Here is a 13,138-nt window from a genome sequence, read left to right on the forward strand (position 1 = left end):
CACAACCTTGTGACGAACCTAACTTCGGTATGCGGATGCCGCAACGCGCGGGAAGGTGGCTCCACCCGCGCGGCGGCTCATCAGCCCGCTCTGAGCGCGTCCCTGGCCTGCGCGGACGCGGCGACCGCCGCGGCCCGTAGGCCCAAGATCTCGGGGCCCGCGGCGAGCACGCCACGCGATGACGACGCGAGGACGGCACGGCGCGCGTCACCGAAGACGTGGCGCAGCTCGGCCGCACCCGCACCTTGCGCTCCGACACCGGGAGCGAGCAGCGGGCCGTTGACGGCGGCCAGGTCCGTCGCCGTCGCGGTAGCGGCCTCCCCCACTGTCGCGCCGACGACGAGGCCGACAGACCCGAGCGGCGTCGCGCCCGCGTTGCGCTGCGCTGCAGCTGCTGCGACGGAGGCGGCGACGGTCGTGCCGTCGGTCGTCGTCGCGTGCTGCACGGACGCACCCTCGGGGTTCGACGTGAGGCACAGGACGAACAGGCCTCGGCCGGTGCTCGCCGCGAGGTCGAGCGCGGGCGCGAGCGAGCCGAACCCGAGGAAGGGCGACACCGTGAGCGCGTCTCCCGCGAGCGGCGAGCCGTCACGGAGGAACGCGTCGGCGTACGCCGCCATGGTCGAGCCGATGTCCCCACGCTTCGCGTCGACGATCGTGAGGATGCCTGCGTCACGGGCTGACGCCACGAGCTCTTCGAGGACCGCGAGCCCGCGGGACCCGTGCCGCTCGAAGAACGCCGCCTGCGGCTTGAGGGCGGCCGCGTGACCGGCGACGGCCTCGAGCACGCGCAGCGAGAAGTCGCGCAGCCCGTCCGGGGAGTCGGGCAGGCCCCACTGCTGCAGCAGGCTGACGTGCGGGTCGACGCCGACGCACAGCGGGCCGTGGTCGTCCATGGCGGCCGCCAGACGCGCCCCGAAGGGCGCGTCCGACGACACGAGAGGGGCGGCGCTCACGCGATCGCCCCGGGGGTGGGCAGGCTCGACTCGGCGAGCGCCGTCATGTGCTCCTGGAGCGACTGGACCTCGAACGGCCCGGCGAGGACCGCCTCGATCGCCTGGACCGCGGCAGAGAGCTGCTGGATGGTCGTGACGATCGCCTTGTCGGCGGCGGTCGTCGCGGCGCGGATCTCGTAACCGTCGGCGCGGGCACCCTGGCCCGACGGGGTGTTGACGACCATGTCGACCTCGCCGCGCGTGATGAGCTCGACGATCGTCGGCTCGCCTGCAGGCCCCGTGCCCTCGGAGTGCTTGCGCACGACCGTGGACGGGACACCGTTGCGGCTCAGCACCGCCGCGGTGCCGGCGGTCGCGAGGATCGTGAAGCCCGACTCGACGAGACGCTTGATCGGGAACACGAGGTCGCGCTTGTCGCGGTCGGCGACCGAGACGAAGACGGTGCCCGACGTCGGGAGCCCGCCGAACGCGGCCGACTGTGACTTCGCGAACGCCGTCGGGAACTGCGCCGACAGACCCATGACCTCGCCCGTGGAGCGCATCTCCGGACCGAGCACCGTGTCGACGACCGCGCCGTCGGCGGTGCGGAACCGCTTGAACGGGAGCACCGCCTCCTTGACCGCGATCGGCTGGTCGAGGTCGATCACCGCGGCGTCGCCCTCCGCGGGCAGCACGCCAGCGGCGCGGAGCTCGGCGATCGACTCGCCGACCATGAGCCGGGCAGCCGCCTTCGCGAGCGAGACGCCGGTCGCCTTCGAGACGAAGGGCACGGTGCGCGACGCGCGCGGGTTCGCCTCGAGGACGTACAGGACGTCGGAGACGAGCGCGTACTGGACGTTGAGCAGTCCCCGCACGCCGACACCCTTGGCGATCGCCTCGGTCGAGCGGCGGATACGGTCGAGCTCGGACTGGCTGAGCGACACGGGCGGCAGAACGCAGGCGGAGTCGCCCGAGTGTATGCCGGCCTCCTCGATGTGCTCCATGACGCCGCCGAGGTAGAGCTCGGTGCCGTCGTAGAGGGCGTCGACGTCGATCTCCATCGCGTCGTCGAGGAACCGGTCGATGAGGATCGGTGCAAGCCGGCCGCCAGCCAGGGCGGCCTCCCCGAGCGCCCGCTCGACGTAGCCGGTGAGGTGCTCGTCGGAGTAGACGATCTCCATGCCGCGGCCGCCGAGGACGTACGACGGGCGCACGAGGACCGGGTAGCCGATGCTCGCGGCGATCTCCTTGGCCTGGGCGAGGCTCGTCGCCGTGCCGAACGCCGGCGCGGGCAGCCCGGCGTCCTCGAGGACACGACCGAAGACCGAGCGGTCCTCGGCGGCGTCGATCGCCTCGGGCGACGTGCCGAGGATCGGCAGGCCGGCGTCCGCCAGGCGCTGGGCGAGGCTCAGCGGCGTCTGGCCGCCGAGCTGCACGATGATGCCCTTGACCGGGCCCGCGGCGAGCTCTGCCTCGTAGACCTCCAGGACGTCCTCGAAAGTGAGGGGCTCGAAGTAGAGGCGGTCGGACGTGTCGTAGTCCGTCGAGACGGTCTCGGGGTTGCAGTTGACCATGACGGTCTCGTAGCGGTCCGAGAGTGCGAGGGTCGCGTGCACGCACGAGTAGTCGAACTCGATGCCCTGGCCGATGCGGTTCGGGCCGGAGCCGAGGATGATGACCGCCTCGCGCTCGCGCGGGGCGACCTCGGACTCCACGTCGTACGACGAGTAGTGGTACGGCGTCGACGCCGCGAACTCTGCGGCACACGTGTCGACCGTCTTGAAGACGGGCCGGACGCCGAGCGCACGCCGGACCTCGCGGACGACCGCCTCCCCCGCCGCGCCCCCGATGCCCCGGAGCTTGGCGACCTGCTGGTCGGACAGCCCGTGGCGCTTGGCGCGCGCGAGCACGTCCTGCGTGAGCGCGGGCGCCGCGGCGACCTCGGCGGCGATCTCGTTGACGAGCTGGATCTGGTCGAGGTACCAGGGGTCGATCTTCGTCGACTCGAAGACCTGCTCGATCGTCGCGCCGGCGCGCAGCGCCTGCTGGACCTGGACGAGGCGCTTCTCGGTGGGCCTCTTGATCGTCTCGAGGAGCTCGTCGAGCTCGGCGCCCGAGACGGGCTCGCCGTCCCAGTGGAAGACCGCGCCTGACTTGTCGATCGAGCGCAGCGCCTTGCCGAGCGCCTCGGTGAAGTTGCGGCCGAGGGCCATCGCCTCGCCGACGGACTTCATGGTCGTCGTGAGGGTGTCGTCGGCGGCCGGGAACTTCTCGAACGCGAAGCGGGGCACCTTGACGACGACGTAGTCGAGCGTCGGCTCGAACGACGCGGGGGTCGAGCCCGTGATGTCGTTCGTGATCTCGTCGAGCGTGTAGCCGACGGCGAGCTTCGCAGCGATCTTCGCGATCGGGAAGCCGGTCGCCTTCGACGCGAGGGCCGAGGAGCGCGACACGCGCGGGTTCATCTCGATGACGACGACGCGCCCCGTCTCCGGGTGGACGGCGTACTGGATGTTGCAGCCGCCCGTGTCGACGCCGACCTCGCGGATGACCGCGATGCCGATGTCGCGGAGCTTCTGGAACTCGCGGTCGGTGAGGGTCAGGGCGGGAGCGACGGTGATCGAGTCACCGGTGTGCACGCCGACCGGGTCGACGTTCTCGATCGAGCAGATGACGACGACGTTGTCTGCCTTGTCGCGCATGAGCTCGAGCTCGTACTCCTTCCAGCCGAGGATGGACTCCTCGAGGAGCACCTCGGTCGTCGGCGAGTAGTGCAGGCCCTGGCCGACGATGCGGCGCAGGTCGGCCTCGTCGTACGCGATGCCCGAGCCGAGGCCGCCCATCGTGAAGGAGGGGCGGACGACCATCGGGTAGCCGAGGGTCTCGGCCGCGGCGAGCGCCTCGTCGATCGTGTGGATGATCTCCGAGCGCGCGCTCTCGCCGCCGCACTTCTCGACGACGTCCTTGAACTGCTGGCGGTCCTCGCCCTTCTCGATCGCGGCGATGTTGGCCCCGATGAGCTCGACGCCGTACTGCTCGAGGACGCCGGCCTTGTCGAGCTCGATCGCGGCGTTGAGCGCCGTCTGGCCGCCGAGCGTCGCGAGCACCGCGTCGGGGCGCTCCTTGGCGATGATCGTCGTGAGGACCTCGGTCGTGATCGGCTCGACGTACGTCGCGTCGGCGAACTCGGGGTCGGTCATGATCGTCGCCGGGTTCGAGTTCACGAGGATGACCCGCAGGCCCTCCTCCTTGAGCACGCGGCAGGCCTGCGTGCCCGAGTAGTCGAACTCGCACGCCTGGCCGATGACGATGGGGCCCGACCCGATGACGAGGACGGAGTTGATGTCGGTTCTGCGAGGCACGGCTCAGTTCTCCTTGTCAGCGGCGGTCTTGCCGGCGGTCGCGGCCGAGAGGCCGCTCGCGCTCCGGGCGCCGGAGGTCATCAGGTCGAGGAAGCGGTCGAAGAGGTACGCGGCGTCGTGGGGTCCCGCGGCAGCCTCGGGGTGGTACTGGACGGAGAACGCGGGGATGTCGAGGCACTCGAGCCCCTCGACGACGTCGTCGTTCAGGCCGACGTGGGAGACGACGACGCGGCCGTAGCGGCCGCCGTCGTGCGGCGCGGTGGCGACCTCGTGGAGCGGAGCGTCGACGGCGAAGCCGTGGTTCTGCGAGGTGATCTCCACCTTGCGCGTGCTCAGGTCCATGACCGGCTGGTTGATGCCGCGGTGGCCGTAGCGGAGCTTGTACGTGCCGAAGCCGAGCGCGCGGCCGAGCAGCTGGTTGCCGAAGCAGATGCCGAAGTACGGCAGGCCGCGGTCGAGGACCTCGCGCAGGAGCGCGACCGGGTGCTCGGCGGCGGACGGGTCGCCCGGGCCGTTGGAGAAGAACACGCCGTCGGGCTGCAGGGCGAGCACGTCGTCGATCGTCGACGTCGCGGGCAGCACGTGGACGCGGATGCCTCGCTCCGAGAGGCGCTGCGGCGTCATGGACTTGATGCCGAGGTCGAGTGCCACGACGGTCTTGAGCGGCGCACGACCGGCGAACTCGCCGGACGGCTCGACGACGTACGCGACGTCGGTCGAGACCTCGGCCGCGAGGTCGGCGCCCTTCATCGAGGGCGCGGCCTGCACCTCGGCGACGAGATCCTCGACGCGGCGCGGGTGGCGGCCGTCGAGCAGCGCGTCACCGGAGAAGATCCCGCCGCGCATGACACCGCGCTCGCGCAGGTGACGCGTGAGGGCGCGGGTGTCGACGTCGCTGATCGAGACGATGCCCTGCTCGGCGAGCTCCTCGGCGAGGTCGTTCTCCGAGCGCCAGCTCGAGGAGCGACGCGCGGCGTCGCGCACGACGAAGCCGGCGACCCAGATGCGGGTCGACTCGGGATCCTCGGTGTTGACGCCCGTGTTGCCGATGTGGGGCGCCGTCATGACGACGATCTGCCGGTGGTAGGAGGGGTCGGTGAGCGTCTCCTGGTAGCCGGTCATGCCGGTGTTGAAGACGATCTCGCCGAGGGCCGTACCGACCGCGCCGTAGGCGCGGCCGACGAACGTGCGACCGTCCTCGAGGACGAGCACGGCTGCGTCGGCGGCGAGGGGGGCGGCGTCGAGGACCTGGGTCACTTCTGCTCCTTCGGCTCGATGGTCGAGTCTTCGGTGGGGTTGCTGCTCAGCGAGCTGATCGCAGCCTGGAGGCGGTCGCGGTCCTGCTCGTGCACGGGGCGGAGGCCCGTGTCGACCAGGACGTCGGGGTCGGCGCCGGGCTGCCAGGTGACCACCACGATGGACTGGTCACCGACGAACTTGCCGACCATGCCCGAGGATCGGACGGTCCCGCGCACCCGGTCGGCGGGGACGAAGAGGTCGTTCGCGCCGTCGCGCAGCACGCGCAGACCCGCGGAACCGACCTGCGCGGTGCCGCGGCTGCGCACGCCGAGGCCGTGCGCGCCGATCCGCTCGAGCCAGCTGCGTGAGACGGTCGTCGTGACGTAGAGCACGTCCACGGGTCCGAGGATCTCGGTGCCGAGCTCCTCGGGCGCGTCGAAGAGCGCGGGGACGACGGCGGTCGTGCGATCGCCGCGGCGTCGCCAGCTGCGGACCATGGCCCACAGCACGAGGACGACGAAGAGGGCGAGCACCGTCACGGAGACGGGGACCGGGATGTTCATCGGACGTCCTCCCGCGGGGCGGGCGACCCGGCCGGCGCGACGGCGGCGCCGTCGAGCACGGTCGCGCGGCCGCGCAGGAAGGTCGCGACGACGCGGCCCGGGAGCTCGGTGCCGCGGAACGGGCTGTTGTCGCTCGTCGTGCCCTGCTGGCGCGGGTCGACGACGGTGCGGGCGCTCGGGTCGAGGAGGACGAGGTTGCCGGGCTCTCCCGGTGCGACGGGCCGCCCCTGCGGCAGCTCGCCCTCGTCGATCCGGCCGATTCGTGCCGGGTTGGTCGACATGACGCGTGCGACGTCGGCCCAGGTCATGCGACCGGTGTCGACCATCGTGGCCTGGACGACCGAGAGCGCGGTCTCGAGGCCCGTCATGCCGAACGCCGCGGCGTCCCACTCGCAGTCCTTGTCCTCGCGGGCGTGCGGGGCGTGGTCGGTCGCGACGATGTCGATCGTCCCGTCCTCGAGGCCGGCACGGACGGCCTCGACGTCGGCCTCGGTCCGCAGCGGCGGGTTGACCTTGAAGAGCGGGTCGTAGCCGCGGGCGTTCTCGTCCGTGAGGATCAGGTGGTGGGGCGTGACCTCGGCGGTCACGCGCAGGCCGCGAGCCTTGGCCCGGCGGACGAGCTCGACGGAGCCCGCGGTGGACAGGTGGCACACGTGCAGGCGGGACCCGACGTGCTCGGCGAGGAGGATGTCACGAGCGATGATCGCCTCCTCGGCGACCGCGGGCCAGCCACGCAGGCCGATCTCCGCGGAGACCACGCCCTCGTGCATCTGGGCGCCCTCCGTGAGACGCGGCTCCTGCGCGTGCTGCGCGACGACGCCGTCGAACGCCTTGACGTACTCGAGCGCGCGGCGCATGAGGACAGGGTCGTGGACGCACTTGCCGTCGTCCGAGAAGACGCGGACCTGGGCCGCGGAGGACGCCATCGCGCCCAGCTCGGCGAGCTGCTCGCCGGCGAGGCCGACCGAGACGGCGCCGACGGGGTGGACGTCGACCCAGCCGGCGTCGCGGCCGAGCCGCCACACCTGCTCGACGACGCCGGCCGTGTCGGCGACGGGGGTGGTGTTGGCCATCGCGTGGACGGCGGTGAAGCCGCCGAGCGCGGCGGCGCGTGTGCCGGTCAGGACGGTCTCGGCGTCCTCGCGGCCGGGCTCGCGCAGGTGCGTGTGCAGGTCGACGAGACCGGGCAGGAGCACGAGGCCGTGAGCCTCGACGACACGGACGCCGTCGGGCGCGGTGAGGGTGCCTGCGGGGGCGACGTCGGTGATCGTGCCGTCGAGGACGAGGACGTCCTGCGGCTCACCGCCGAGGACCTGGGCGCCGACGACGAGGACCGAGCTCTCGGTGCGGGTGGCTGTCATCAGGACTCCTTCGTGGCGAGCGTGAGGTAGAGGACGGCCATGCGGACCGCGACGCCGTTCGCGACCTGCTCGACGATGACGGAGCGGACCGAGTCCGCCGCCTCGGCGGAGATCTCGAGGCCGCGGTTCATGGGGCCGGGGTGCATGACGATCGCGTGCCCGGGAAGCGCCGCGAGCCTGCGGGCGTCGAGGCCGAAGAGGCGGGAGTACTCGAGCGGGCTCGGGAAGAAGCCTCCGCCGGCCGCGCTCATGCGCTCGCGCTGGACGCGGAGCATCATCACCGCGTCGGGCGCCTCGTCGAGGGTGGCGTCGAGGTCGTACGAGACGGCGCACGGCCACGCCTCGACCCCCACGGGGACCAGCGTCGGTGGGGCGACGAGCGTGACGCGTGCCCCGAGCGTCGTGAGCAGCTGGACGTTCGAGCGGGCGACGCGCGAGTGCAGGACGTCGCCGACGACGGCGACGTGGAGTCCCGTCAGGTCGTGCCCGACCCCGGAGCGCGCGTCGAGCGAGGCGCCCGCGCCTGCCGCGCCGCGGCCGGCGAGGTGTCGGCGGATCGTGAACGCGTCGAGCAGCGCCTGCGTCGGGTGCTGGTGCGTGCCGTCGCCGGCGTTGACGACGCTCGCGTCGACCCATCCGGCGGTCGCGAGCAGGTGCGGCGCGCCCGAGGAGTGGTGGCGCACGACGATGCCGTCGGCGCCCATCGCCTGGAGCGTGAGCGCCGTGTCCTTGAGGGACTCGCCCTTGGAGACGCTCGAGCCCTTCGCGGAGAAGTTGATGACGTCGGCCGAGAGGCGCTTGGCGGCAGTCTCGAAGGAGATGCGCGTGCGGGTCGAGTCCTCGAAGAAGAGGTTGACGACGGTGCGGCCGCGCAGCGTCGGGAGCTTCTTGATCTCCCGGGCCTGGGTCGCGGCCATCTCGGCGGCCGTGTCGAGGACGTGGACCGCAGAGGCACGGTCGAGGTCGGCGGCGGACAGGAGGTGCTTCACCACGCCACCTCCTGAGCGCCGGGCTGCGAGATGGTCACCGCGTCGTCGCCGTCGATCTCGGCGAGGCGCACCTGCACGCGCTCGCTCGTCGACGTCGGGAGGTTCTTGCCGACGTAGTCGGGCCGGATGGGCAGCTCGCGGTGGCCGCGGTCGACGAGGGCGGCGAGCTGGACGGCGCGTGGCCGTCCGAGGTCCTTGATCGCGTCGAGCGCCGCGCGGATCGTGCGGCCCGAGTACAGGACGTCGTCGACGAGCACGACGATCTTGTCGTCGATGCCGTCGCTCGGGAGTGTGGTCGTGCCGATCGTGCGCGTGGGGTGCCGGTGCAGGTCGTCGCGGTACATCGTGATGTCGAGCTCGCCGACGAGCGTGTCGGCGTCGAGCGCAGGCTCGACGTCGGCCAGGCGCTGCGCGAGCCGCCGGGCGAGCGGGAGTCCGCGGGTGGGGATCCCCAGGAGGACGAGGTCGTCGCCGCCCTTGTTCCGTTCGAGGATCTCGTGGGCGATGCGCGTCAGTGCGCGGGCGATCTCTGGGGCGCCGAGGACGGTCGTCCCGTCGCTGGGCATGGGTGTGCCAGAGGACATCTGGCGACCTCCTTCTCCGCCTCACTGGACGGCTCTTAAAGGAATGTCTGACAGTCCCGAACTGTACGCCGCGCGGTGCGCGGTGCGTCGGACGTGTCCACCGTACGGTCGCGCGTCGAGAGGATCCGCAGCGTCACGTGGTGGGACCAAGGTCCTCGCCGTGCGCGCACGGCGAGGCAAGATCGAGACGTGATCGACGTGTACTACTACTCGAGCTCGTCCGGCATGGTGCGGCTGTTCGCCGAGCGTCTCGGACGACCGGTCCACGACCTCGCGGTGCGCGAGGTGCGCACGAGCGTGCCGTCGGGACCCTGGGTGCTGCTCACGCCGTCGTACAAGACGGGCAACGTCGACAACGACACGATCCCGGAGCCCGTGCGGCGCTTTCTCGCGAACCCGGAGACGCGGAGGCGTCTCGTCGGGGTGATGGGCTCGGGCAACCGGAACTTCGGGGAGCACTACCAGGCGGCGTGCCGGCAGATCGCGCGCATGTCCGGGCGGCCCGTGCTGTTCGAGTTCGAGCTGCAGGGCACGCAGTGGGACGTCGAGGACGCGCGACGCATCCTCGCGGACCTGGATGCCGCGATCGAGGCAGAGCGCTCCTGATTCCGTCCAGCACGGACGGACCGTGCCTGCGCGTCAGCGCGCCTGGCGGTCGCCCCGGTGCAGGATGTCCTCGCGGACGACGCGGCGCAGGACCTTGCCGATCTGCGATCGCGGCAGCTCCTTGACGACCTCCAGCTGCTTCGGGAGCGCGTAGCGGGCGAGCTTCGCCTCGCACCAGGCGCGGACGGACTCGAGGTCGACCTGCGCGTGCGCGGCGGCGTCCTTCGCGAGCACGATCGCGGCGACGACGCGTTCGCCGAGGTCGCCGCCTGGGAGGCCGACGATCGCGACGTCCTCGATGCCGGGCATCGACCGCAGGTGGTCCTCGACCTGCGAGGGGTACACCTTGAAACCGCCGGTGATGATCATCTCCTTGATGCGGTCGACGAGCCGGACAAACCCGTCCTCCTGCATCACGACGACGTCACCGGTGCGGATCCACTGCTGACCGTCGATCTCGACGAGCGTGTCGGCGGTCTCCTCGGGGCGGTTCCAGTAGCCGCCGAACACCTGTGGGCCGGCGATGAGCAGCTCGCCGCGCTCCCCCGGCTCGACCAGGCGGTACGGGTCCTCCTGGTCGGTGATGCGGATGTCGGTCGACGGGAACGGCAGGCCGAGCGTGCCGGGCTGGCGAGCCTCGGAGCAGGGGCTGCCGAGCGCGACGGGCGACGTCTCGGTCATGCCGTAGCCCTCGATCGCATACCCGCCCGTGGCCCCCTCCCACGCCGTGGCCACCTCGCCGGGCAGCGGCATGGCACCGCAGATGGCGTAGCGGAAGGTCGTGAGGTCGACGTCCTGCTCGACCGCGGCCTTCGCGAGACGGTCGAGCATGGGCGGGACGGCCGGGAGGAACGTGCCGGGGATGCGCTTCTGCGTCGCGAGGACGGCAGCGACGTCGAACTTCGGGAAGAGGACGAGCGTCGCGCCGATGCGGATCGCGAACGACAGGCACAGCGTGAGGCCGAAAGCGTGGAAGAACGGCAGGACGCCGTAGACGACGTCGTCGCTCACTCCGCTCGTGGCGCCGTCGGCGAAGCCCATCTGGGTCCACTCCTGGCCCTGCGTCGCGTTGGCGACGAGGTTGGCGTGCGTCAGCATCGCGGCCTTGGGCGTGCCGGTGGTTCCGCCGGTGTACTGCAGGAGGGCGAGGTCGCTCGAGCCGGGCGCGGGGTAGCTCGCGGGCAACCGCGTCGCCTTCTTGAGGAGGCGCTCCCACCGCACGACGCTCGCGGGGATGTCGGCACGCAGGGCCTCGCGCAGGGCGCGGGCCTTCGCGACGGGGAGGTTGAGTGCGAAGCGCTTGCCGGCGGGCAGGTCGCGCGAGAGGTCGACTCCGACGATCGTGTGGACCTCGGTCTCGCTCTGCCGCTCGGCGAGGCGGGCCGCGGTCGGCTCCCAGCACACTGCGACGGTCGCTCCGGAGTCGGCGACCTGGTGCGCTAGCTCCTCGGACGTGTACGTGGGGTTGCACTCGACGACGACGCCGCCGACGCGCAGCACGGCGTAGAACACGACGACGTGGGTGGCGCAGTTCGGCAGGCCGATCGCGACCCTGTCCCCCGGCCGGACGCCGAGCTTGGTGAGGACGCCGGCGGCGTGCGCTACGTGGTCGGCGAGCTCGCGGTACGTCGTCCGGCGGCCCATGAAGTCGAGCGCGACCCGGTCGGGACAGCTGCGAGCTCCGCGCTCGAGCGCCGCCGTGAGCGGCTCGTCCGCGACGGTGATGTCGGCGCTGACGCCGGGAGAGTAGGACCGCGTCCAGGGACGCTCCTCCGAAGGCCGAGTCATACCGCCAAGACTAACTTACGGAAGCGTAGGTTACGCGGCCGGCGACGGAGGCCCCACGCAGACCGTCGCAGCGTGCGAGCCCGTGATGCACGAGAGCCCGCACCCCTGAGGGGTGCGGGCTCTCGGTGTGAGTGTCAGCCGAGGATGGTCGGCTTGAGCTCGAGGATCCGCGCGAGCAGGCCGTTCACGAAGGACGGCGACTCGTCGGTCGACAGGCCCGAGACGAGCTCGACGGCCTCGTCGATCGCGACGGCGTCAGGCACGTCGTCGTTGAACAGCAGCTCCCAGGTAGCAAGGCGGAGGACCGCCCGGTCGACCGAGGGCATGCGCTCGAGCGTCCAGCCGTTCGAGTAGGTCTCGAGGATCTCGTCGATGTGGCGCGCGTGCGCGTCATACCCTTCGACGAGCTCGACCGAGTACTGCGGCAGGGCGGACTCGACACCGGGGTGCGCGACGCGCTCGGCGAGCATGTCGAGCAGGTCGAGGTTCCGCTGCTCCGCCTCGAAGAGGACGTCGAGCGCGCGCTTGCGCGCCTTGGTGCGGGCTCCCACGTCAGTCGGTCACTCGACCCAGGTACGAACGGTCACGGGTGTCGACCTTGACGCGCGTCCCGGTCTCGAGGAACAGCGGGACCTGGATCTCGGCGCCGGTCTCGAGCGTGGCCGGCTTGGTGCCGCCGGTCGAGCGGTCGCCCTGGAGGCCCGGCTCGGTGTACGTGATCTCGAGGACGACGGACGCGGGGAGCTCGATGTAGAGCGGCGTGCCGTCGTTCGAGGCGACGAGGACGTTCTGGTTCTCGAGCATGAAGTCGACCGCGTCGCCGACGACCGCGGCCGAGACCGGGATCTGGTCGTACGTGGACGTGTCCATGAAGATGAAGTCGTCGCCGTCCTTGTACAGGTACTGCATGTCGCGCTTGTCGACGTTCGCGGTCTCGATCTTGATCCCCGCGTTGAACGTCTTGTCGACGGTCTTGCCGGAGACGACGTTCTTCATCTTGGTGCGGACGAAGGCGCCACCCTTGCCGGGCTTGACGTGCTGGAACTCGATGATGGTCCACAGCTGGCCATCGATGCGGAGCACGGTGCCGTTCTTGATGTCGTTCGTGGTCGCCACGGTTCAACTTCCTGTTGCGTTGACAAAGATCAGGGCCTGGGCAGGCCGGTCCTGACCGCGTGCACCGGGGCTCACGGAGGACAGCGGCTGCGCGAGACTTCGCGAGCAGCCGCTCAAGTATAGCGGTGATGCCTGGACGGCCCGGTTCAGCCGGCCAGCGCCTGCAGGGCGAGGCGGTAGCTGTCGAAACCGAAACCGGCGATCGTCCCGGTCGCGACGGGCCCGACGACGCTCAGGTGCCGGAACGCCTCGCGTGCGTACGGGTTCGAGATGTGCACCTCGACGAGCCGCAGCCCGACGTCGGTCACCTGGGCCGCGGCGTCGCGCAGCGCGTAGGAGTAGTGCGTGAACGCCGCCGGGTTGAGCACGACGTCGCTGCGCGTGTCGACTGCCTCGTGCAGCCAGCCGACCATCTCGGACTCGTCGTCCGTCTGCCGCACCTCGACGTCGAGCCCGAGCTCCGCACCCCAGCGCTCCCCCGCCTCGACGAGGTCGGCGAGCGTCAGGTGGCCGTACACCTCGGGCTCGCGGACGCCGAGACGACCGAGGTTGGGACCGTTGAGCAGGAGCACGCGCGTCATGAGGCGAACCTAGC

Annotated in this window: 12 protein-coding genes; 1 reads left to right on the forward strand and 11 read right to left on the reverse strand. The window is 71.3% G+C overall.

Going from position 1 to position 13,138, the window contains the following annotated elements:
• Positions 1-80: 80 nt before the first annotated feature.
• The 7 genes from pyrF to pyrR are packed head-to-tail and all read right to left on the reverse strand — an operon-like array spanning position 81 to position 9,033.
• Positions 81-956, reverse strand: a complete 876-nt coding sequence (gene pyrF / locus ATL41_RS01585) for an orotidine-5'-phosphate decarboxylase (protein ID WP_281253848.1) — start codon at positions 954-956, stop codon at positions 81-83.
• Entirely contained in the window at positions 953-4,297 is a 3,345-nt protein-coding gene (gene carB / locus ATL41_RS01590) for a carbamoyl-phosphate synthase large subunit (protein ID WP_098456902.1), read from the reverse strand. Before carB ends, pyrF begins: the two co-directional genes overlap by 4 nt.
• 3 nt (positions 4,298-4,300) lie before the next feature.
• Positions 4,301-5,554: a glutamine-hydrolyzing carbamoyl-phosphate synthase small subunit gene (carA, locus tag ATL41_RS01595; protein ID WP_098456903.1), complete on the reverse strand. Its 1,254-nt coding sequence runs from the start codon at positions 5,552-5,554 to the stop codon at positions 4,301-4,303.
• Positions 5,551-6,099 carry a PH-like domain-containing protein gene (locus ATL41_RS01600; protein WP_098456904.1) on the reverse strand — a complete coding sequence of 183 codons (549 nt, stop codon included), beginning with the start codon at positions 6,097-6,099 and terminating at the stop codon, positions 5,551-5,553. Before ATL41_RS01600 ends, carA begins: the two co-directional genes overlap by 4 nt.
• Positions 6,096-7,460 (reverse strand): dihydroorotase, encoded by a 1,365-nt coding sequence (locus tag ATL41_RS01605; RefSeq protein ID WP_098456905.1) that lies wholly within the window; start codon positions 7,458-7,460, stop codon positions 6,096-6,098. Before ATL41_RS01605 ends, ATL41_RS01600 begins: the two co-directional genes overlap by 4 nt.
• Positions 7,460-8,449 (reverse strand): aspartate carbamoyltransferase catalytic subunit, encoded by a 990-nt coding sequence (locus ATL41_RS01610; RefSeq protein ID WP_098458861.1) that lies wholly within the window; start codon positions 8,447-8,449, stop codon positions 7,460-7,462. The genes ATL41_RS01605 and ATL41_RS01610 overlap by 1 nt, the downstream gene beginning before the upstream one ends.
• Positions 8,446-9,033 carry a bifunctional pyr operon transcriptional regulator/uracil phosphoribosyltransferase PyrR gene (gene pyrR / locus ATL41_RS01615; protein WP_098456906.1) on the reverse strand — a complete coding sequence of 196 codons (588 nt, stop codon included), beginning with the start codon at positions 9,031-9,033 and terminating at the stop codon, positions 8,446-8,448. Before pyrR ends, ATL41_RS01610 begins: the two co-directional genes overlap by 4 nt.
• Positions 9,034-9,222: 189 nt before the next feature.
• Between pyrR and nrdI the strand changes: the two genes are divergently transcribed.
• The gene (gene nrdI / locus ATL41_RS01620) at positions 9,223-9,639 is read left to right on the forward strand and encodes a class Ib ribonucleoside-diphosphate reductase assembly flavoprotein NrdI (RefSeq protein ID WP_281253849.1); all 417 of its coding nucleotides are present in this window, start codon (positions 9,223-9,225) and stop codon (positions 9,637-9,639) included.
• Positions 9,640-9,672: 33 nt separating this feature from the next.
• On the opposite strand, the gene ATL41_RS01625 is transcribed toward nrdI, so the two are convergent.
• The 4 genes from ATL41_RS01625 to ATL41_RS01640 form a co-directional block, all read right to left on the reverse strand.
• Positions 9,673-11,427 carry an AMP-binding protein gene (locus ATL41_RS01625; RefSeq protein WP_098456907.1) on the reverse strand — a complete coding sequence of 585 codons (1,755 nt, stop codon included), beginning with the start codon at positions 11,425-11,427 and terminating at the stop codon, positions 9,673-9,675.
• Between the two features lie 134 nt (positions 11,428-11,561).
• Entirely contained in the window at positions 11,562-11,978 is a 417-nt protein-coding gene (nusB, locus tag ATL41_RS01630; protein WP_098456908.1) for a transcription antitermination factor NusB, read from the reverse strand.
• Position 11,979: 1 nt separating this feature from the next.
• The gene (efp, locus tag ATL41_RS01635) at positions 11,980-12,543 is read right to left on the reverse strand and encodes an elongation factor P (RefSeq protein WP_098456909.1); all 564 of its coding nucleotides are present in this window, start codon (positions 12,541-12,543) and stop codon (positions 11,980-11,982) included.
• A 146-nt stretch (positions 12,544-12,689) separates the two neighbouring features.
• On the reverse strand, positions 12,690-13,124 hold the full coding sequence (locus tag ATL41_RS01640) for a type II 3-dehydroquinate dehydratase (RefSeq protein ID WP_098456910.1): 435 nt from the start codon (positions 13,122-13,124) through the stop codon (positions 12,690-12,692).
• Positions 13,125-13,138: the final 14 nt, after the last annotated feature.

The sequence above is a fragment of the Flavimobilis soli genome (genome assembly GCF_002564025.1).
Classification (GTDB): Bacteria; Actinomycetota; Actinomycetes; order Actinomycetales; family Cellulomonadaceae; genus Flavimobilis; species Flavimobilis soli.

Coding starts and splice junctions, on each gene's coding strand:
- ATL41_RS01600 (WP_098456904.1), bottom strand. CDS start 6,099: ATGAACATCCCGGTCCCCGTCTCCGTGACGGTGCTCGCCCTCTTCGTC.
- ATL41_RS01605 (WP_098456905.1), bottom strand. CDS start 7,460: ATGACAGCCACCCGCACCGAGAGCTCGGTCCTCGTCGTCGGCGCCCAG.
- pyrR (WP_098456906.1), bottom strand. CDS start 9,033: ATGTCCTCTGGCACACCCATGCCCAGCGACGGGACGACCGTCCTCGGC.
- ATL41_RS01625 (WP_098456907.1), bottom strand. CDS start 11,427: ATGACTCGGCCTTCGGAGGAGCGTCCCTGGACGCGGTCCTACTCTCCC.
- ATL41_RS01640 (WP_098456910.1), bottom strand. CDS start 13,124: ATGACGCGCGTGCTCCTGCTCAACGGTCCCAACCTCGGTCGTCTCGGC.